This is a genomic window from Yersinia rochesterensis (assembly GCF_003600645.1).
Classification (GTDB): domain Bacteria; phylum Pseudomonadota; class Gammaproteobacteria; order Enterobacterales; family Enterobacteriaceae; genus Yersinia; species Yersinia rochesterensis.
In genome coordinates this window covers 1,718,653-1,740,630 of the sequence record NZ_CP032482.1, presented here as the reverse complement: position 1 = coordinate 1,740,630, position 21,978 = coordinate 1,718,653, and the positions used below count along the sequence as shown (strand labels likewise).

Here is a 21,978-nt window from a genome sequence, read left to right as displayed (position 1 = left end):
CCGCAACGGGTCAATGAGCCAAAACATCAACAGCTCTCGCGCCGGTTGCGTCAGGCATCATCCCTCATTTCGCCTGCGAAACCACCAGGTAAGGCGCCACGCTGGAAAGCTTCTCGCAGGTCTCCGTCAGCTCACGTAATGCATTCGACTGAGCAATCACCCCGGCTCCGGCCTGGATCCAGCTTCTCCGCGCATCCTGAAATGCGCTGCGCAGGACCAGTGCCGCTTCGAACGATCGTTCGCCTTCCAGCATCAGTATCGCGCCGGAGTAAAGTTCACGCGGCACCGCCTCCAGGCGGAGGATGGCAGCCAGCGCCGGGAGCTTGGGAATACCGGATGCGGTGATCGCCGGGAACAGCACATCAAAAGCATCCCAGGCATCGCGCCCCGACGCCAGTTTGCCGCACACCTGAGACCCCAGATGTTGCACGCTCCCTCTTTCGCGTACTGACATCAGATCGGTGACCGCCACCGAGTCACGCACGCACAGCGTTTCCAGCTCCCCAATCGCCGCTTTGACCGAGATAACGTGTTCCACAATCTCTTTGCTATCGCTTTGCAGCTCAGCCCGATTGTCAGCATCTTCTCCCGCCGAACCGGATAGCGCGCGGGTGCCGGCCAGAGGTTCGCTGGTGACGATATCCTGCTCCACCGTCACCACCATCTCCGGGCTAAAACCGGTCGCGGCAAACGCCCCCTGCTGCAGCAAGAAACTGCGCGCCGGGGTATTGGACATTCTCCCGCGCCAGAGGGTCGCGGGCATGTCGATGCGCTCGGCCAGCGCCAGCGCACGCGACACAATCACCTTGGTGTATTCACCGGCGGCGATCTCTTCAAGCGCGCGCGTCACCTGGTGCTGATAATCTTTCCCCTGCGCGGTGAGGTCGGCCAGCAGCGCCCCCCCGGCCGGCGCCGGGGAGATGTCCTGTAACTGCCGGGCGAGGTGCCGACATTGGTCAGCGCTGTGCGCCAGGATTGTCACTTCCCCCGCGTCAAAAACCAGTTCATCACGCGGCACCAGGAGAGACAGCAGCGGCCACTCCCCGGGCGGAAACGCGATCCCACGAATGCAGGCCGCGTAGTTAAATCCGGCCATACCGAAAACGCGTTGTCCTGCGCCGGCATGCTGCGCACGGAACTGACGGGCGTAGTGCGCCAGCGACGAGGTAACGGGCGCTGTCCGACAGCCCTCTTCGCTTTCGGTTATGGCCTGTGAGCCATCAGACGAAAGGGTTAAACTCGCCCGTTTACCCAGGCCAACATACCAGCATGGCGGCCGTTCATAGACATAGTAATCCTCCGTCGGATTCTGCCGGATAAGGCTGACAATCGCGGCCAGGGTCCGCTCTGCGGGCAGATTGAGTCGAAGTTCGCTGCGTGTATCCGTCATGTTGACTCCTGAAAGTTAAACCGCCAGCCGGGCCGCCAGCGCTTGTTTATTGATTTTGCCAATCGGCGTCAGCGGGAAAGCATCAACCAGCGTCAGCCGATCCGGCCATTTAAATGGTGCGATCTGCTGCCGTTCAAGAAACGCCCGCATCTCGGCCAGGGTGAGAGGGGAATGGGCGATGACGACCGCATGGATCGCTTCCTGCTGCTCAGCGAGCGTCTCTGCCAGCACCGTCACGTCACGTACCAGCGGATGCGCCCGCAGGCACTCCTCGATTTCATCGGCGGCCACCGACTCCCCGTGGCGGTTGATGGTGTCGCGGGTTCGCCCCTCCACCAGCAGCTCGCCGCCGGGCAGCTGCCGTACCCGATCGCCGCTGCGGTAGAATCCCTCGGCGGCAAACGCCTGACGATTGTGTTCAGGCGCGCGATAGTAGCCGCGGATGGTGTAAGGCCCGCGAACCAGCAACTCCCCGGCCTGCCCGCGCCCCACCGGCAGGCCCTGCTCGTCAACCACCCGGATCTCATCCTCGTCGCATAGCGGTCGGCCCTGCGTGGTGGTAATCAGCTCAGGCGAGTCATCCAGCCGCGTGTAGTTCAGCAGCCCTTCCGCCATGCCAAACACCTGCTGCAGCTGGCATCCCCAGCGGGCCAGCAGCCGGCGGGCGGCATCGGCTCCCAGCCTCGCGCCCCCCACCTGAACCAGCCTCAGCGAGCTAAGGTCGGGTTGCTCCCACTCCGTCGCGTCCAGCCATAGCGTTGCCAGCGAAGGGACCAACGCCGTGAGCGTCACGCGGTGCCGATGAATCGCCTCAAACGCATCCTCTGCGGCGACGGTGGCCGGGACCACCACGCTGCCTCCGCGGGAAAAGATCCCGAGGATGCCCGGACAGGCGAGGGGAAAGTTATGCGCCATTGAAAGCACGGCCAGGTAGCGGTCATCCGGCTGGACATGGCAAAGCGCGGCGCTGGCGCGAAAGTTGTAGTGATAATCGGCGTGGGTGCGGGGGATCAGCTTGGGTAAGCCGGTTGTACCGCCGGAAAGCAGCAGCAGAGCAATATTGTGGGGCGCATCGCCGGGAGGCAATCCCGCCATCGCCGGCGCCTGGCTGGCGGAAAAACGCCGCTCTGCCGTTGAGAGCAGGCAATGGCAGTCAGGTGCCTTAGCGCACAGGCTCTGCGCCGCAATTCCCGCCTGTTCGCCGTCACTCAGGAACCAGCGCGCCTGCGCCAGCGCCAACACGTGCAGGATTTCACGCTGGCGGTGAGCCGGTAGCATCAGCACGGGCACCGCCCCGTTGAGGATCGTCGCGAACAAGGCCACCACGAAATCGGCCCCGTTGGGCAACTGAATGACGGCCGTTTCCCCGCTTTGCATCCCTCGCTGCCGGAGTTCACCGGCGAAACGACAGGCCTGGTTGATTAACTGGTGATAGCTCCAGCTGCGGTCCGGTTCGATCAGGGCGGTGCGGTCACCATACTGCCGCCATTGCAGAATCAACTGGCCGAGCGTTTCCGGCTGCCAGTAGCCGCGTTGCGTATAGCGCTCGGCCAGCGCCACCGGCCAGCGCATCTCCTCCGGCAGGATACGACGATCGGGGGAAGCAATAGATTCAGACATACAGCACCCCCGCCTGCGCGGTCAGACGTTCCGCATGCAGCCCGGTTTCGCGGGCGAGATCGTCCAGACCAAAGGTATGCCAGACGCTCCGGTTACGGATTACCTGCGTGGCGCAGGGGCCGCCGCTTACCGTCCAGCATGAGGTCAGCAGCATGGTGTCGTCGGGTCCCGGCTCACCCTCGAGGGTTGCGTGATAGTGACGCTGGCCGATCGTTTCACTGGCCAACGTCATCGTCGGCAATACCATCGGCTTTTCGACCGGCAGCAGCTCCACGAATACCGGCGCGCCGGGTGCCAGCCGCGGCAGCAATATTGACCACAGAGCCTGACGCGCCGGCGTCGTCAGATGTCCCAGCACCCCGAAGGCGACGACCGCGCCCAGGCGCTCGGGTAGCTGCAGCTTGTCCACCGTGTCCGGGATAATCGTAACGCGCCGCCGCATTTCCGGCCTTTGCGCCACGCAATGGGTCAGCACCGCGCGCATGGCCGGGGCCGGCTCCACCGCCAGAATATCCACCAGCGGCACGGTTTCGGCTACCGCCAGCACCGTTCGTCCGGTGCCAGCGCCGATATCCAGCACCGGGTCGCGAATATCGGTGAATGTCGACAGCCGCTCGCGCAGCGCGGTTTCACCCGCGGAGTGCGCGCGCCCAACCAGATCGTAAAACTCAGCGACCGGAGAGTAGAAGTCTTCCATAGATTATCCTTCACTGAACAAGGGTGAGAACTGCCGTAATGCCTGCCGCACGCAGGCCACCACGGCGGCACGCTGGCTGGCAATGAAAAAGTGATCGCCAGGAAAACGATGCACGATACTTTCAGCTGAGGTATATGCCGCCCAGGCCTCGGCCTGTGACAGAGGCAGTTCACCGTCGCCTTCGCCGCTCAGCACCACTATCGGGCAGGTGAGCAAACGCGCGGGCTGCGGGCGGTAACGCTCGATCAGTCGGTAATCATTGCGGATCGCCGGTAGCAGCAGCTCCGCCAGCTCTGGCTGTTCGCGCAGCGTCTGGTTATCGTCGCTGAGGCGCAGCAGTTCCTCGATAATTTGCCGATCGCTCCCCAAATGAATGCCGCTATCCAGCGGATGAAAATCCGGCGGCTGGCGGCCTGAGACGATCAGCAGTTCCGGATGCCGGCCGAGGGCGGCCAGCGACTGCGCCAGCTCATGGGCGATGGCACCGCCCATGCTGTGTCCCAGCAGGGCAAAACGGCGCCCCGCCAGATGCGGCAACAGCTCCTCCTGCAAGGCGGTCAGCAGCTCGGGCATATTGTCGATGAAGGGCTCAGCGAAGCGGTCCTCGCGTCCCGGATACTGCACCACGGCCAGCTCCGCCTCGGACGCATCGAACAAGTAAGGCCACGGGCGAAAGGTACTGGCCGCTCCGCCGGCATGGGGTAAGCAAACCAGCAACAGCGGCGCAGCGGGTGCGGGCTGGTAAAAACGTAAAAAATGCTGACTCATCGCGGGGTCTCCTCAGTTAACCGATCAATAAGTGGCAGGATGGCCGGCGTGTCGGGATAAATCAGTTCTGGCGGCCCCAGCACCGATGACACCCGATGCCAGAATCCGGTCACGCCCAGCGCCCATTGCACCTGCTGCTGCGCCAGCGCAGGGGCGTCGATGGAACGCTGAAAATCCGCTACCGCGCAGTTAACGGCCTGCGGCCACAGCCGTTCAAAAATCTCGCTGAAGCTGACGGCTTCGCTGCCGGGCAAAAGGGTGCTGCTGGCTGCCGATAAACGTTCTGTCCCCTCGCCCTCCAGCACCAGGCGATGGGTTTCATCGCGATGGGTATGTAATCTGGGGCTCCAGATCGCCGGGCCGTGGGTATCCGCGAGTGCCAGTACGCCGCTTTCGGCGGTGATGGTCAGGCGGTGCAGCAACAGCGCGTGGTTGTCGGCGTCCGCCGGATGGATTTGGTTCTGCACGCGCAGCGTTAGAGGTACGCCGCCGATACTGCCGTGCAGGCAGGTGTAGGGCCCCACCTGGCGAGGCTCCATCAGCGCCAGCTGCGCCGGGCGCAGTTTTCCCAGCGCGCGCGCAATCACATCCAGCAGCGGGTAGAGAACCTGTGCGCCGCACACGCCTTCAATATATTGCACCGGCTGGCGCTGACGCAGAATCTCGGCCGCCTCGAGAAAGCGGCGGACGGGGGCCACAAAGGGGTAGAAGGCATTGATGCCAAAGTGGACGCGATGCTGGTGCGCCGTGCGCAGGCAATCGGCCAGCTCGTCAGGATGGAGCGGATGCTCCTGCAATACGTGAATGCCCCGCGATAACAGCTTACAGGCGATTTCCGCGCCCTTGCCGCCCGAGACTGCTGCTCTCACCACCACGCAGGCGAGATCTATATCGGCCGGCAGGCTTGCTACCGAGGTGTAGTGCGCGATATTCAGCTCACGGGCGTAGCCCGCGGACGCGGCAGAGCCGCTGGAAAGGATCCCGACCAGTTCAATCGCCGGATTGTTGGCCAGCGCGCGCAGATAAAAGCGGCCAAAGCTGGTACCACAGACAATCGCGCGGCGACGGGGTGTCGAAGCTGGAGTCATATCACCCCCTGCTCTGGCTGCCTGTCCGGCAGATACTGGCTGATGTGGGTGCCCGCATGCAGCCGCGTGATATCAGCCAGCACGGTCGCCGGGCTCAGGACGCGGTCGGCAAAATGCACGCCCGGCGCAATCTCGCCGCGCATCAGGCTCAGAACGGTACTGACGGCGGTGGCGGCGGTGAGCGCCAGGCTGCTGTCCGTGCGCACCACGACGCGCCGACGCGGCTCTCCCTCCTGCTGCCAGTCAAACACCATCTGGTAATAAGGGGCGTAGCCCGCCAGATCGATTTCGCTGGCCTTCTCCACCGCTGCGCGGGCCAGCGCGAGACTCTGCGATGTGCCATCCACCTTGCCGCGCAGCCCGGTCAGGGTTTCCCGCAGGCATTGACCGCTGAAAACGTTGTACCAGCTCAGAGCGGAGAGATGATGGCGCAGCGCCAGCCGTTCGGCGTCGGCGCTCAGCCAGGGCAGTAACGTAACGTGACCGCTGAAATGCGCCAGCGTATCCGTCTGCTGCGTTGACAGAACGTGGCGCGCGCGACGGCCGAGCCGCCAGCCGGCACCGGCTTCTCCGTACCAGTAGTCGCTGCCCTGCAACGCATTGCATTGTTCATTTAGCGACAGCACCAGATCGGCGGCGGCCGCGCCGCTCACCCGCTCAATGCCGCCGCTGTAGACCGTCAGCTCGCCGCCGGCACGCTGGCTCATCCAGCCCGGCACCAGATTCGCCAGCCCGGGCAGCATCCCGGCGGAGAGCACCGCAGTCCAGTGCTTATCGCCGGCAGGTTGCTCCTGCAACAGATGCCATGCCGGGCCATCGCCTGAGACATCCACATAATGCGCATGCGCCGAGGCAGCAGCACGCGCCACCCGATCGAGCACCTGATAGGAGGGACCAGTGCAGTTCACCACCGCGACACAGCCCCGGCAAAACTCGCGAAGCGCCTCCTCCTGCCATAGATCCACCGGCCGAGCCTCCGCATCCAGCCGCGTTGCCAGCTGCCGCAAAGGATCGCGACGGCGACCGCCGAGCCGCAATGCAAATCCTGCCTCAGCCAGCCAGCGGCTGACATAGCGCCCTGCGCCGCCGGTGGCGCCGAGTACCGCGATGATGCTGTCGTTCATCAGGCTTCTCCCGGCGCGGCGTGGCGCGCGATCAGCGCAGCTAGGGTCGGCGCATACTGACGAGCCAGGCAGCTAAAATGGTCGCCGGGCGTGTCTTCAACAACGAGTTCCCCCAGGCACAGTCGGCGCCAGTAGTCGTGAACGTCGCCGGGCGTACCGGGCAAGAGAGGATCGCTTTCGCTGTTACGCAGCAGAATGGTTTTACCAAACCAGGGATCGGGGCGATATTGCCCCACTGACGCCATGCTATGTCCGAACAAAGCGTAACGACTCGCAAACAACGCGCTGGCTTCATCCTCCTGATGGTAGGCCCCCTGGGCCATGCCGGCCGTCTGCAGCGCCTGCAGGCGAACGGCCTGCGGCTGCCGGAACCAGCGCGTCAGCGCCTGCGCGACCTGCGGATGGCCGTCGAGGCAATCAAATGCGTCTTCGGCGATACGCTGCGGGGTCCGCTGCAGGATAGCGCTCACGGCGGCGGCCAGCGCCGGCTCCTGCGGCAGCCCCAGCTTCTCGAGGTCGGCCCCGATCGCGCGGGCAAACACGTAATCCACCAGCCGCGCGTCATCCACCTGCGGCGGCTGATACGCGCTGATGACCACCAGCTCGCGCACGTTTTTGCCGCGCTCGCTGAGCTGACGGGCGATTTCCGCCGCCAGCAAGCCACCGAGGCAATATCCCAGCAAAGTGAAGCTTTCCCCCTGCGCTGACAACGCATCGGCATAGTGACCGGCCAGCGTAACCAGCGCCTCATGCGGCGCCAGCGCCATAAACGCCTGCTGGCTGGGCAGTTCGAGACCAACACCGCGGGCAAATAGCGACTTGTCCAGGCTCGCCAGCAGATGCTGATACGGCTGGAGATTGCCGGTACCGGCGTGAAGCAGCACGCAGCAGTGGCGGTGATAATCCTGCTGGCCCCAGAGTGGAACCAGCACGGCGCGAGCCTGCTGTTGCTGCTCACCCTGCGTCGCGCTGCTGCGTAGCAAATCCGCCAGCGCCATCACCGTGGACTCCCGCAGCAGATGGCGCAGCAGGGTTTCCCATTCGAAATGGGCGGCCGCCGCGACCCGGGCGCGCAGACGTCCGATCATGCGAGATAACAGCAGGGAGTCGCCGCCCAGCGCATAGAAGTCAGCATCGCGCTGCACGTCCGCCAGCCCCAACACTTCCGCCCAGACGGCAGCAATCTGCTGTTCCAGCGCGTCGCGCGGGGCGTTACCGCCGCCTGCCTGCTCCGCCTTGCTCAGCTGCTGCGGCGCGGCGCTCAGCAGCCGCTGACGATCGGTTTTACCGTTAGCCGTGCGCGGCAGACGATCCAGCAGATGCAGATGCGCAGGCACCATATAGCCCGGCAGCCGATCGCGCAGAAAATCCCGCAGCTCATCGCCGCGGAGGCTGGCGCGGTCCGTGTTGAACTGGGCGATAAATACCCCTTGCCCGGAGCTGGACAGCGCGCTTTCCGCCGGCGGGGCGCAATCGGATATCGTCGCCCCCGCCTGCGCCAGCAGGTCAAGCCACTGCTCGCGGGTAAAGAACGTTTGGTCGGTGGTGGCGCGCAGATCGGTAAAGCCCGTCAGCTCCGGGAAGAACTCCATCGAAACCAGCAGCGGGTAGTTATGACGACGGAAGGGTTCGATAAACACCAGCGTACCGCCGGGCGCCAGCAAGGAGGAGAATTGCGCCAGCACGTCACCCGCGTTGCGGGCGTTATGCAGCACGTTGGCGCACAGGATCACATCGAAGCTATTCGCCGCCATCCCCTGCCGCCCGGCATCTTCGTTCATGTCAAAAATGCCGTAGTGCATCCACGGATAAGGGGCGAAGAGCTTACGCGCTTCAACGAGGAAGAACTCTGACAGATCGGTAAACCAGTATTCTGGCTGCCAGGGCGCCAGAGCAGGCACCAAATCGCTGGCGGTCCCCGCCACGCCGGCCCCCACTTCCAGCACCCGTAACGGGCGGGGGCTGGAAGCCGCCAGCGCCGCGATCGCCGCAATCACGATCGCGTTCATGCTCTGGCTGACCAGGTTATCCCGGTAGGCCGCGTGGGCGGTCGACAGCTCGCCTTCCGGGAACAGAATACCGCGGACATCGGTTTCGCCGCGCAGCAGCCCGCTCAGGCAATCGCTGCAAACGCGGATATAGTGCAGCGTCTGGCTGCCATATCCGGCACGCTGCTCAAGCTGTTCCACCTCGTGCCAGCCCTGCTGCAAGGTGGCCGCATCGCAGGGGATCAGCTCTGCGTAGCGTCCCTGCGCGTCCTGGTCCTGGGTGAGCGCACCGGCGCTGACCAATCCGGCCAGCCAGCGGCGCAACAGTCGCTGATGCACCTCCGCCACCCCGGTCGCCTGATAGATCTCCTCCAGCGCGTGACGGGAATCGGTCGCGGCGAACAGGCCATCCTGGCGCAGGCGATCGGACATCGCGAGAATCGCCACGCGATCCGCTCCCGCCATTAACGCCTCGAAAGCTGCACCATCAATCTGCTGTTCAATATGCCGTGCACGCTGCCGGGCGCTTTCCATCGCCGGCCGACTGCTGGGCTGCTCGCCCGCCGCCAGTTCCGCGAATCCCAGCAGGTTGCTGGCGGTGCCATGACCTTCCGTCAGGCATACGGCCGCATCGGCGACCGCCGGGTGTTGGCGCATCGCCGCGGCGATTTCACCCAGCTCAACGCGGTGTCCGCGGATTTTGACCTGGCTATCGACCCGCCCCAGAAACTCGATGTTGCCATCCGGCCAGTATCGTCCCCGATCGCCGGTCAGGTACAGGCGCCGCCCGTCATCGCGGGTCACAAAACGCGCGGCGGTCTTCTCTCTGTCCATCCAGTAACAGTCCGCCAGCCCGTCACCGCTGATGGCGATCTCGCCGCTGACCCAGTCGGGGCGATCGTGCAGGCGCTCATCAACAATATGCAGTTGCTGATTGGCCAGCGGCTTACCATACGGGATGCTCTGCCAGGACGGCGCGACGTGCGTGACCGGATGGAATACCGACCAGATTGCCGCTTCAGTCGCGCCGCCCAGCGCTATCAGTTGACCATCGGCTGAGATGGCCTGCAGTTGTTCCAGCAGATTGAGCGGAACCCAGTCTCCCGATACCAGCGCCAGGCGTAGCGTCGGCAGGGGCTGTTGCGTATCGGCCAGCATCTGCAGCTGGGCCGGCACGCTGTTCCATAGGGTGACGCCATATTGAGCGATGCATTCAGCCCAGTGTGAAGGGTCCGACTTTCTCGCTTCCTGCGGATAGACCAGAGCGCCTCCCGCCGCCAGCACGCCAAACAGATCGTACACTGACAGATCGAAACTCAGGTTAGCCACCGCCAGGACCCGATCCCGGGCGCCCACCGCAAAGCGACGGTTGATATCGGCAATCGTATTCCAGGCGGCATGATGGTTAATGACCACGCCCTTCGGTTCACCGGTGGACCCGGAGGTATAGATAATATAGGCGGGCTGATGGAGACCAATTCTGAGTGGCTGGAAATCACCCGCCGACGTCTCCGTCCGCCAGGCGATCGGTTCTACGTCCTCAGGCAGTTGTTCAGGATCGTCACAGATTGCCCGGCGCACCCCGGCGTTACGCAAGATCGCCTCCCGACGGCGGGCAGGCTGTTGCGCATCAACCGGTACGTAGCACCCGCCGTTGAGCAGGACGGCAAGAGGGGCGAGCGCATGGGCCCGCCCTTTCCCGCACATCACCGCGACGGCTTCGCCTGGACAGTGCCCCGCCCGCTGCAAATCCGCCGCCAGTCCGTAAGCCCGGGCGGCCAGCTCGCCGTAAGTCATGCTCCCTTCATCGTCCCACAGCGCAATGGCATCCGGCTGCCGTTCCGCCTTATCCAGGAATCCCTGCTGTAGCAGCCGGGCAAAATCTGGCTGGCTATCCGCGTTAGTCTGTTGGCGAACGGCGGCTTGTGCCGCAGGCAGCGTCAGCAGCTGACGCTGGTTAAGACAAGACTCCCCCTCCTCCAGCAGCCGCTGGATTAAACCGCTGAACGCATCAAACGCGTGCTCAATAAACCGCGCGGGGAATAGCCCCTCGCGCGAGTCCCACGCCAGCATCATGCCATCGGGCTGGGCGGTGACCTGGCAGTCAATCAACACCTGCGGGGTTTGGGTTAAACCCTGCTCGATACGATAGCGCGCCGGGGCCGCCTGCCGCTCCCCCTGGCCGAGCGTGCTGGTAAACACCACCGGCATCAGCACCGCCTCACCATGATGGCGCGACAGTTCGCCCAACGTTTCCAGACCTGAGAACGCGCTATGGTCGAGATCGGCAAACAGGCGCTGATTGAGGGTCAGCAGCTGTTGAGCAAACGCCTCATCCCCACGCAGATCGACCTCCAGCAGCGTGACGGAGGTGAAATCCCCGACCACCCGTTCAAGGTCATGATGCTGCCCCTCGCGGCGGAAAATAGGCAGATTGAGCGTGAAGTGGCGGCTGTCGCTGTAGAACCCCATCACCTGCGAGAACGCCCCCAGCAGCAGCGCGTTCAGCGTCACCTGCGCCTTCGCGGCCAGCTGGTTCAGCCGCTGGCGCTGTTGATGGGACAAACGCAGATGGCGACGGACAAAGGTGGCTTTCTCAGCGGCGGCGCTAACGGGCAAGGCCGGAGCATTGGGAAGCTCGGGGATCCGCTCCCGCCAGTATTGCTGCGCCTTACGATAGCGTACGCCCTGGCGCGCCGCGCGCCGGGCAATCACGTAGTCACGGAACCCCAGCGAGGGCGCGGGCAGCAGCGTCTCGGGGGCAAACAGCAGCTGATCCAGTTCATCCACCAGCAGATAAAGGCTGGCGGAATCCACCAGGATCAGCTCAATCGACAACAGCAGGCGGGTTTGTCCTGCCGCGAGGATAGTGGCCCCGGCAAAAAGCGGCCAGCGCTGGTAATCCGCCGGGGCAGCCAGCATCGCTTCGCGCAGCTCAGCGATACGCGCCCCGACCTCTGTGGTGGGCAGGTCTGGCCATTCGTGTTGCTGCGGCTGGAATAGCGGCACCTGCGGCAAAACGCGCTGGAATCCCTCTTCCTCAATCACCACCCGCAGCATGTCGTGGCGAGCAATCAGCTGATTAAGCGCCCGGCTGAGCTGCGCAGGCGTGACGGGCCGCTCGAAACAGATCTCCAGATACCCCCGGCAGGCGACGCCGCCGAACGCGAACGCGCTATGGCGCCCGACAAAATAGGCCTGCTGCGCCTCCGTTAAGGGGAAAGGTGCAAAACGCGCATCGGGATCGGCCTGCAGCGCTGCCCCGCTCTCCTGCTGCCTGAGCCAGTCGAGGATGGCCGGTTTATGGTCGCGCAGCTCCTGCATAATGGCTTCGGTCATCACGCCCGCGGGGGCGCGAAAGCGCAGCTGGTTCTCTTCCTGCCATAGCTCAATGCCCTGGGTTTCCAGTCGTACGATAACGTCAGAAATTTTCACAATAAACCTTCTTCCATACTGTTTTTGTCAGCCAAATGCCTTTCGACGGATGCGCAAAGGCCCGAGAGGGTAGCGTCAGCAAAAAAATCTCGTAGTGTCAGACGGATACCGAAGTGTTTGCAGATTTGCGCCACCAGGCGGGTGCCCAGTAGCGAATTACCGCCAGCGCTGAAGAAGCTTTCGCCGGCATGGCCCGGGTGCGCGCCCAGCACCTGCTGCCAGATGTCCGCAAGCGCCTGCTGGTGAGGGTCGTCCAGCGACAACGCGGTTTCCGCGGTCTGCGCGCTGAGCTGTGCCAGCGCCTTGCGATCGATTTTGCCGTTAGCGGTGAGCGGCCAGTGGCTGAGAGAAGCGATGGCCGCAGGGATCGCCCAGCCAGGCAACAGGCTACGCAGCCCGCGCTGCACCGCGTCGATTGCTGCCTCGCCCTCATAGAAGGCGTACAGGCTGGCGCTGACGCCGCTCCCCTTGAGTAACACCACAGCGCGGCGTACCCCCGGACAACGCTGCAGCTGCTGCTCAATTTCACCCAGCTCAATGCGGTGGCCACGTAACTTCACCTGACCATCGCGTCGCCCGAGGAATTCGAGGACGCCGTCGGGGCGGTAACGTCCTATATCGCCCGTGCGGTACCAGCGCTGCGGGTAGTCGCCGCTAAAACTGGCCTGGGTCAGATGCCGATCGCCACAGTACCCGCGCGCCACCCCCATCCCGCCAATCCACAGCTCCCCGGCCACCCAATCCGGCAGATCGCAGCCCAGTTCATCCACCACCCTGAAGCGTTGATTGCGCAGCGGTAAACCGTAAGGGACCGATGTCCAGTCGCGCGGCGGCCGGGCCGGAACCGCCCAGGCGTTGGACCAGATTGCGGCTTCCGTCGCACCGCCCAGCGCAATGGTCCGGCACTGCGGCGCGATAGGTTCCAGCCTGGCGGCAATGTCCGGACTAACCCAATCGCCTGACAGCAATGCCAGACGCAGGTCCGGTAGTTCAGCCCCGCGCAGCTGCGCGATTTCGAGCGTCATCTCCATCAGCGTGGGGACGCTGTTCCAGACGCTGACCCGCTGCTGCTGCATTAGCGCCAGCCACCCCTCGGCATCACGATGCTCCTCTTCCGCGCTGAGCACCAGCTGCGCGCCCTGGCTCAAGGCGCCGAAGATATCGAAAACCGACAGGTCAAAATCGAGCGCGGCCACCCCCAAAAACACATCCTGGCTGCAGATGGCGTAGCGCTGGCAAATGTCGTCAACGGTGTTACTGGCGCTGCGGTGTTCCACTTCCACGCCTTTGGGTTCACCGGTCGATCCGGAGGTAAAGATGATGTAGGCCAGGCTGGCCGCATCAGGCAGCACCGGTTCAGGCAGCGGCGCGCAGTTGAGTAGCTGTTGCAGGGGAAGAGATATGGAGCCGTCCACGCAGCCAATCGCCCGCTTCGCCTGCGCTTTACGGCATAGCAGTGCCTGCCTGGCGGGCGGATGTTTGCCATTGACGGGCAGATAGGCGGCGCCCGCCGCCAGCACGCCCAGCACCGCCGCTATCTGTCCGACGCCGCGCGGCAGACCTATCGCCACGCAGTCGCCTTCGTTAACCCCCTGCAGCTGAAGACCCGCCGCCACCGCAAGCGCGCTTTCCCGCAGCTCGCCGTAGCTGATGGCGCCGCTCTGCCCGTCCCACAGCGCTATCCGCTGCGGGTGACGACGCGCCTGCTCAAAGAAGCCCTGATGCAGCAGTACCGGGCCCTGCTGCGGTGCGTCGGTGGCATTGATCCGCTGGCGAACGCTCCGCTGAGCGAGCGGCAGCTGGCGCGGCGGCGGCAGCTGCCAGTCGTCGTCGGCCAGCCGCTGCAGGGCCGCACAATAGCTGGCAAACATCTGCTCCACCATCTGCGGCGGGAACAGGTCCTCCAGATAATCCCAGCTCAGCAGCAGGCCGTCTTCGAGGTCAATCACCTGATGATCCAGCCACACCTGCGGCGTCTGAGACAGCGTAAAATCGGGCCAGGGCGCGGCTTTCGCCAGCGCATCGGCCACGCCGAGCATACTGGTGAACACCACCGGAACCGCGCGCGTTTCCCCGCCATGATGCTGCGCCAGCTGCCGCATCACGCTGACAGCGGAGACCTCCTGATGATCCAAATCGCGCCAGATTTGCGCCTGCATCCGCTGGGCATGACTGAGCCAGCTCTCATCCGCCCGGGCGTGGTACTCCGCCAGTATCAGCGAGGTAAAGTCGCCGATAACCCGGTTGATATCAGGATGGAGCGGCTTGCGGTCAAACAGCGTCATATTAACCACCAACGAGCGCTGCCCGCTCCAGCGGCTCAACACCTCGGAGAAGCAGGTCAACAGCAGCACCGAGGGGGTGATTTGCGCCTGGCGCGCCCGCTGCAGGATCTTTTGCCACTGCGGCGTTGCCAGCCTGGCCTGCAGGCGATGGAATAGAGGCTGAGCCAGCGTCTCCGGTTCAACCTGCGTCGGTAATGCCGGCGCGGCAGGCAACGAAGCCAGCCGCTGCTGCCAGTATTGCCGGGATTCCGCGGCGGTCCCCTGCTGCTGGCGCAGGCACTGGTAATCGCGGAACCCTACGCCGAGCGGCGGCAAAGGCTGCTCAGGGTGCTGGTAGTAATGGAACAATTCGGTGAACAGCGTCAGCATGCTGAGACCATCGACAATCAGGTTGTCGAGCAGCACGGCCAGCCGCAGCTGGCGATCGCCGTAATGGATGACCTGGACGTCGTAGAGACGCCCGCTGTCGGGGGCAAGTTTCTGTCGCGCCATCTGTTGACGCAGTTCATCCAAAGAAGCGGCGCCCGGATGATGCTGGCGGAAGTGGTAGAAAGGGACCTCCTGCATAATCTGCTGCTGGCCGTCTGCGGTGATGCGACAACGCAGCATGTCATGACGCAGCACCAGCTGATGCCATGCCTGCTCCATGCGCGCGAGGTCCATACCCGGCAGTTCATATTCGTTGTAGCACTGCGCCGCGATATCACCGAGCGTGAACGCCTCCTGGCGGCCCAGCCAGTACGCCTGCTGCACATCAGTCAGTGGGAAGGGCTGGTAGCGGCAGGTTGCATCATGCGTTAGCACCGGCTGCTGCGCCGTTGCTTCACGTTTCAGGCTGGCAGCAAACGGGCGTAGCTCAGGGGTGCTAAACAGGGACGAGAGCGCCCCACGGAAACCAGCCTGCTGTAGTCGGCTCATCAGGCGGGTTGCCACCAGACTATCGCCGCCAAGGCTGAAGAAGTTATCGCTCACGGCAACCTGCGGCACCGCCAGCAGCTCACGCCACAGCTGCGCCAGCAGGATCTCCGCCTCGCCGCTGATGGGCAGTGGCTCACCGGCATGTGCTGCCTGCTCCAGCCGCTCGGCAATCTGTCGGCTGATAGCTTCACGATCGACTTTGCCATTGGCGGTAAGCGGAATCTGGCTGATTTGAATCAGGTGCTCAGGCACCTCATAATCCGGCAGGCTGGCCCGCGCGGCGTGTTTGACCGCTGCGAGGTCGATCGGCCTGGAGGCGACCAGCGCCGCCGCGAGCTGCCGCGTTGTGCCGGTTAACACCACCGCCACGGCGCTCTCCACCTGCGGCAGACGACTGAGCGCGCCTTCCACCTCGCCCAATTCAATGCGGTGGCCGCGGATCTTGACCTGATTATCGGCCCGGCCAAAGAACTCCAGCACGCCGTTGGGACGATAGCTGGCGACGTCGCCGGTGCGATACCAGCGGCGTTGCTGCCACGCGACAAACTTCTCTGCGCTGCGCTGTTCATCACCGTGGTAGCCCGTCGCCACGCCGGCCCCGCTGACCCACAGCTCGCCTTTGACCCAGTCCGGGCAGTCACCTCCCTGCTGGTCCACCACCCGGCACTGCATATTCGCCAGCGGGACGCCGTACGGCGCCGATGCCCACCAGGGATCGTCAGACTGGATCTCATAATACGTCGAGTGAATCGCCGCCTCGGTCATCCCGCCGAGGGAGACAAAACGCGCCTGCGGCGACAGCTGCCATAAATCCTGCGGCAGCTGGCGCACCACGCGATCGCCCCCGACCATCACCAGACGCAGCGCCTGAGTGAGTCCATGCGCCTGAGCCGCAACGGTAATCATCTCGATCAATGCGGGTACGGCGCTGATGACGCTGACCTGCCAGCGGTTAATTAACTCTACCCAGGCGGCGGCATCACGGCGCTCCGCCTCGTCCACCACCACCAGCGAGGCGCCGCGCCCGAGGAAGGTGAAAATGTCGTAGGCTGAGAGATCGAAATCGAGGGCCGACAGGGTGATGGAGCGATCGCTGTCGCTGATGCCAAACCGCGCCGCGACGGCATCAACGGTGTTCGCCACCGCGCCATGACTCACCACCACCCCTTTGGGGGTACCGGTTGAACCGGAGGTAAAGATAATGTACTTCGCGGCCTCCGCGGGCTGCACAAGGGGCGCGTCCAGGGGGGGCGCCCGCAATGCCTCACTCAGGCTGGTTACCGCTACGCCCTGCGGCCAGCTGAGCTGGTGCAAGCTGTTTTCATCGCACAGCACCCGCTTTACCCCGGCATCGCGATAGACCACCGCGCGGCGCGCTTGCGGTAAACCGATGCCGGAGGGAACATAGCAGCCCCCCGCTGCAAGCACGCCCAGCACCGCGACAATTTGCCGGGAGCCTTTGGCATGAGTAATGGCGACTCTGTCGCCGGGTTGCACCCCCTGTTGCTGCAGATACCCCGCAACCGCCAGCGCCTGCTGCGCCAGGGTGCCGTAATCCATCCGCCCTTCCTGGCCCCAGAGCAGCGCGTCGGCGTCCGGACGTTGACGGGCCTCGGCAAAGAAGCGCAGGTACAGCGGTCGCGAATCCGGGAAGGAGAAAGCGGTCTGATTGATGAGCCGGCGCACCTGCTGCTGGCTCTCCGGTAAGGGGAGCGCCACCGGCTGGCGCCAGTCGGATTGGGTTAACTGCGCCACCAGCTGGCAGTAGCCGCTGAACATCGCCTCGATCATGCCCGCCGGGAATAACGCCTCCAGCGCATCCCACTCCAGCAGCAGACGCCCGCGCGACTCGCTTATTTTTGCATCCAGCCACACCTGCGGCGTTTGCGTGATGGCATAGATTTGTTGGGGGAAGGCATCCGAAAGATCGAGAGACGCGTCTTTATCCAGCCCGATAACGCTGGTAAACACCACCGGCATTGAGGCCATGGTCTGACCCTTCTGGCGGGCCAGTTCGCGCAATACCCAGATCCCGGACACGCCGCGTTGCGCCAGAGCCGCCCCTTCCTGCTGCTGCAGGCGACGGGCCGCGGCGAGGAAATCACCTCCGGCGCTGCTTTGATAACCCAGCAGCAGAATGGAGGCAAAATCACCGACCACATGGTTAATCTGCGGGTGGCGCGGCTGACGATCGAACATCGTCAGGTTAATGGCCAGCGCGGACTGGTTGCTCCAGCGAGCCAGCACTTCGCCATAGGCGGCGGCCAGCACCACGCTCGGCGTAATGCCGTAACTTTTCGCCACCGCCTTTAACTGCTGCCAGCGGTCGGGAGATAGCTCGTGACTCCAGCGGCGAAAACGCGGCTGTTGCAGGGTTTCCGGCGCGATCGCCAGCGGCAGCGCGGGACGTTCCGGTAACGTTGAGAGATGCTGCTGCCACCACGCCTGTGCCTGCCGCTCGCGCTCCGCAGCGGGCTGATTTTGCACGACATAGTCGCGGTAGCGGATAGCCAGTTCCGGCAGGCTGGAGCGGGGATCGCGATACAGCCGATCCCATTCAGTAAACAGCACCATGATGCTGCGGCCATCCAGCATCATACTGTCCAGGCTGACGAATAAACGCTGGCGCTGCGCATAATGGGCGACATGGATGGCGAACAGCGGCCACCGACAGGGATCGTAAACCTGATGCGACAGCGTTTCGCGCAGGGTTGCCAGTTCAGCCTGCGCATCTTCATTCAACCAGTGCTGCTCAATTTCCCACGCCGGAAGCTGCTCCGCGACCTGCTGCTGCCCCTCCTCCGTTACGCGAACGCGCAACATGTCATGACGCAGCATCAGCTGACGCCAGGCCTGTTCCAGCCGCACGACATCCAGGCCCTGGCCGTCGAATTCAATGTAGAAGTGCGACCCTACCGCCCCCAGCGTCATTTCCCCGGAGCGACCGATCCAGAAGGCGCGCTGGATATCGCTGAGCGGGAACGGTTGATAACGATTGGCTTCATCGGCGCTAAGCGGCTGGTCAGGCACCTGATGCTGGCGTCGGACATGGCCACAAAATGCCGCCAGCGTTGGCGTGGCGAAGAGTTCGGCCAGGGGGGCGGTAAGGCTTTGCTCGTGCATTCTGGCGATTAAGCGCGTGGCGATCAGACTGTCGCCACCCAGCACGAAGAAATTGTCCTCGCGCCCCACCTGCGCGACCTGCAGCAACTGCTGCCATAGGGCGGCGACCCGTTGCTCAATCTCCCCTTCGGGAGGCAGAAATTGTCGTTCAGCGCTCGCCAGCTGCCGCTCTGCCTGCTGCTGCAACGCGCGACGGTCCAGTTTACCGTTCGCCGTCAGCGGCATTTCTGCGAGGAACTGATAGTGTTCCGGCACCGCATAGGCCGGCAGCTGCGCCTGTAGCCAGCTGCGCAGCGTGGCATGGCTCAGGGGTTGCAAGGTCACCAGGCTGGCGCACAGCTGTCTGGCCGCCGGCGATACGATGCCAACGCTTGCCTGAAGCACCTGGGGATGGCTGAGTAACGCGGTTTCAATCTCACCCAATTCAATACGGTGGCCGCGTATTTTAATCTGCTGATCGGTACGCCCAATGTACTCAATGATGCCTTCAGGCCAGTAGCGAACTCGGTCGCCGCTGCGATACCAGCGGCGGCCAGCATCCTCAACAAACTTTTCCGCGCTACGGACGGGATCCTTCAGATAACCCAGAGCCAGGCCGGGTCCGCTAACCCACAGCTCGCCGCCGACCCAGGCCGGGCAATCGCGACCGCGGTCATCGACGATACGGCAATGCATATTTGCCAGCGGCTGCCCGAAAGGCACCGCTGACCATCGCGTATCATCCGGTTGCAGGACAAACACCGTTGAGTGGATAGCGGCTTCCGTCATCCCGCCCAGCCCGACAAATGCGGCCTGCCCGGTCAGCGACCACCAGCGCGAGGCCATCTCCGCCGGAATGCGATCGCCCCCCATCATCACCAGACGCAGCGATGGCAGGGGGGTGTCGGCCGCGGCGGTGAGGATCATATCCAATAGCGCCGGAACGCAGCTGATGATCGTGACCTGCCAGCGCTGTAACAACGCCACCCACGCGTGGGCGTCCCGGCGCTGGAATTCATCGACTACCACCAGGCCCGCCCCGCGGCTCAGGCTGGCGAAGATATCGTAAGCCGACAGGTCAAAATCCAGCTCAGAAAGCGAGATGGTGCGATCCGCCGACGTGAACCGGAACAGGCCGTCGACGGCATCAATGGTATTGGCTACCGCGCCATGTGAAACGGCCACGCCTTTTGGCGTCCCCGTCGATCCGGATGTGAAGATCGCGTAGATGGCCTGCTGAGGCGAAACCGGCAGGCACGATGGCAATGGCGGACTGGCGAGCGCCGCGCTGAGCGGCACCACGGCGACCCCTTCTGGCCATGACGGCTGGCAACCGGGCCGATCGTCGCTCAGGACCCACTGCACGTCAGCCGTCTGATACACCTGCCGGCGGCGTTGTAACGGCACATCTATCCCGCAGGGGACATAGGCTGCGCCGGCGGCCAAAATACCCAGCGCGGCGATAACCTGGCCGATGCCCTTCCCCATGCTGACGGCAACGTAGTCGCCTGCCTTCACGCCCTGCTGCTGCAGATATCCGGCAACGCATAGCGCCTGATGCGCCAGCTCGCCATAGGTCAGCTGCTGCTTGTCCCCCCACATCAGCGCAATCGCCTGGGGCCGCCGTTGAGCCTGGTCGAAAAAGCGCTGATGGAGCGGAATATCCGATGCGACAGGCGCTTCGGGCTGAGGGAATGAGACCAGCGGAACCGGCGTGGCAAGCGGTTTCCGCCAGCTGGCGGGATCGTCCAGCAGCGCAAGCGTACACTGACGGAACCAGTCAAACATCGCGTCAATAGCCTGGGGTAAGAACAGATCGGCGCGGAAATCCCAGTTCAGCAGGATACCTCCCTGATACTCTGTGGCCTGGGCATCCAGCCACACCTGCGGCCCCTGCGAGATTGACCAAACCGGGTCGCCCAGCGTCTGCCTGACCTGGGGTTCATACAATTCACCCAGCGCCAGCGCGCTGGTGAAAACCACCGGAGCCAGTACCTGTTCGCCATTTTGCTGGCGGGCCAGATCGCGCAGCACCTCCACGCCGCCGTAGGTCGAATGCGCCATTGCCTGATGCAGCTTTCCCTGGAATCCTCGCGCCTGGGCAATAAAGTCAGGCTGACTGGCAGGTTCAATCGTCACCAGCACCGAGCTGGAGAAATCACCGACCAGCAGATCGACCTGAGGATGGTCGGAGTGGCGGGAAAATACAGGTAGGTTAAGCACGAAGGGAGCGGCTCCGCTCCACAAACCCACTGCCTCAGAAAACAACGTTGCCAACACGACCGGAACGGTCAGCCCGGCCTGTTGACTCAGCTGCGACAGCGTCTGACTTTGAGCTTCATTAAGACAAAAGTGTTTGCGTTCAGTACGGGGAACAGCGCTGGTGGTGCGCAGCGGTAAGGCCGGCGGACCGGCTAAATCGGCTAATTGCTGCTGCCACCAGCGGCGATCTTCCTGCCACTGCGACTGCTGGTTTTCACGCTTTTGCCGGAGATAGCTCTGGTAGCTGAAATCTAGCTCAGGAAGGGATGCGTCGGGCCGGGCATAGAGCGAGGCCAGTTCGCGCAGCAGGATGCGCAGACTGGCGGCGTCACCCGCGATCATATCGAGATCCAGATGCAGCCGGCTACGCCGTCCGGGCAGTTGCGTCAGTGCCAGCATCATCGTCTGGCCCTGTTCGATATCCAGCCGCTGGTGGGTGTAGCGTCGACGATATTTTTCCAGCCGTAGCGCCACTTCCGTCGCGCAGAGGTCGGTTAAGTCATTCACCTGTAGCTGACAATCTGAAACCGCGACGGTGTGCTGTAACCCTTCGCTATTGATACGCATCCGTAGCATCGGATGGCGGGCTATAAGCTGCTTAAACGCCTGATTAAGACGCTCAGGTTCCAGCTCCGCCCCATCAAGCTCGGCATAAAAATGGGCGCAGACACCGCCAAGTTGCTGTTGCTCCTGGCGACCGATCCAGAAGGCATGTTGCATCGCCGCCAGTTCAAAAGGGGCTTCGCCCGCGTTGACGTGCGTGGCTGGAGGCTCGGTAATGCTATTGGCCGCCCGCACAACGGCAATCCATTCCGCCAGCGTTCTTTTTCCAATCAGCTCGGTAAACCTGACGGATATACCTGCGCGGCGCAGTTCGCTGGCCGCACGCATAGTGCGCATCGAATCCAGGCCGTGACAGATTAAGTCACTTTCGTCATGCAACTGCTTTGAGGGCACACCTAACAGTCGGGTTAACAGACTTTTTAACAGCGCTTCTGGCGAACTCATGGTGGTGATATCTCCTGTAAATAGCCGAAAACAGGTTTCGGCTATTTCCTTGCCGATGAGGAGATATGTTGGTTTTAATCACTGTCTGCCGTCATGCGTTATAAGTTATGCCTTAAGACATTTGAATATGCGAAGGGCCAAATAACAGCACCGAATATGTGCTCTTCACTCTGAAAAGTTGTGAAACTCAAAACCGTTCCGCTCAGCGCTGCAGGCGCCGGAGATCCATTGCAATGACGTGGATAAGTGTTCGCCGTATCCCCGACAAATGCCCTGCCTGGCACAGAGGCTAA

At 63.4% G+C, this 21,978-nt stretch carries 8 protein-coding genes; all 8 read right to left on the bottom strand.

Annotated features, from left to right (window positions below):
- Nucleotides 1-64: 64 nt before the first annotated feature.
- From DXZ79_RS08190 to DXZ79_RS08155, 8 genes are read right to left on the bottom strand one after another with little or no spacing between them, the layout of a single operon-like run.
- Nucleotides 65-1,390, bottom strand: a complete 1,326-nt coding sequence (locus DXZ79_RS08190) for a salicylate synthase (protein WP_038633965.1) — start codon at nucleotides 1,388-1,390, stop codon at nucleotides 65-67.
- Between the two features lie 15 nt (nucleotides 1,391-1,405).
- The gene (locus DXZ79_RS08185; protein WP_038633969.1) at nucleotides 1,406-3,010 is read right to left on the bottom strand and encodes a (2,3-dihydroxybenzoyl)adenylate synthase; all 1,605 of its coding nucleotides are present in this window, start codon (nucleotides 3,008-3,010) and stop codon (nucleotides 1,406-1,408) included.
- Nucleotides 3,003-3,707, bottom strand: a complete 705-nt coding sequence (locus DXZ79_RS08180; RefSeq protein ID WP_038633972.1) for a class I SAM-dependent methyltransferase — start codon at nucleotides 3,705-3,707, stop codon at nucleotides 3,003-3,005. Before DXZ79_RS08180 ends, DXZ79_RS08185 begins: the two co-directional genes overlap by 8 nt.
- 3 nt (nucleotides 3,708-3,710) lie before the next feature.
- Complete coding sequence (locus DXZ79_RS08175; RefSeq protein WP_038633975.1) at nucleotides 3,711-4,475, bottom strand: thioesterase II family protein; 765 nt, start codon at nucleotides 4,473-4,475, stop codon at nucleotides 3,711-3,713.
- Entirely contained in the window at nucleotides 4,472-5,563 is a 1,092-nt protein-coding gene (locus DXZ79_RS08170) for a Gfo/Idh/MocA family oxidoreductase (protein ID WP_038633979.1), read from the bottom strand. Before DXZ79_RS08170 ends, DXZ79_RS08175 begins: the two co-directional genes overlap by 4 nt.
- Nucleotides 5,560-6,687: a saccharopine dehydrogenase NADP-binding domain-containing protein gene (locus DXZ79_RS08165; RefSeq protein WP_038633982.1), complete on the bottom strand. Its 1,128-nt coding sequence runs from the start codon at nucleotides 6,685-6,687 to the stop codon at nucleotides 5,560-5,562. The genes DXZ79_RS08170 and DXZ79_RS08165 overlap by 4 nt, the downstream gene beginning before the upstream one ends.
- On the bottom strand, nucleotides 6,687-12,110 hold the full coding sequence (locus DXZ79_RS08160; protein WP_038633985.1) for a non-ribosomal peptide synthetase: 5,424 nt from the start codon (nucleotides 12,108-12,110) through the stop codon (nucleotides 6,687-6,689). Before DXZ79_RS08160 ends, DXZ79_RS08165 begins: the two co-directional genes overlap by 1 nt.
- Nucleotides 12,107-21,685 (bottom strand): non-ribosomal peptide synthetase, encoded by a 9,579-nt coding sequence (locus DXZ79_RS08155; protein ID WP_038633988.1) that lies wholly within the window; start codon nucleotides 21,683-21,685, stop codon nucleotides 12,107-12,109. Before DXZ79_RS08155 ends, DXZ79_RS08160 begins: the two co-directional genes overlap by 4 nt.
- Between the last annotated feature and the right edge of the window lie 293 nt (nucleotides 21,686-21,978).

What these genes read in the sequence shown, in the direction of transcription:
- DXZ79_RS08190 (WP_038633965.1), bottom strand. Translation starts at nt 1,390, where the DNA reads ATGACGGATACACGCAGCGAACTTCGACTCAATCTGCCCGCAGAGCGG.
- DXZ79_RS08185 (WP_038633969.1), bottom strand. Translation starts at nt 3,010, where the DNA reads ATGTCTGAATCTATTGCTTCCCCCGATCGTCGTATCCTGCCGGAGGAG.
- DXZ79_RS08180 (WP_038633972.1), bottom strand. Translation starts at nt 3,707, where the DNA reads ATGGAAGACTTCTACTCTCCGGTCGCTGAGTTTTACGATCTGGTTGGG.
- DXZ79_RS08175 (WP_038633975.1), bottom strand. Translation starts at nt 4,475, where the DNA reads ATGAGTCAGCATTTTTTACGTTTTTACCAGCCCGCACCCGCTGCGCCG.
- DXZ79_RS08170 (WP_038633979.1), bottom strand. Translation starts at nt 5,563, where the DNA reads ATGACTCCAGCTTCGACACCCCGTCGCCGCGCGATTGTCTGTGGTACC.
- DXZ79_RS08165 (WP_038633982.1), bottom strand. Translation starts at nt 6,687, where the DNA reads ATGAACGACAGCATCATCGCGGTACTCGGCGCCACCGGCGGCGCAGGG.
- DXZ79_RS08155 (WP_038633988.1), bottom strand. Translation starts at nt 21,685, where the DNA reads ATGAGTTCGCCAGAAGCGCTGTTAAAAAGTCTGTTAACCCGACTGTTA.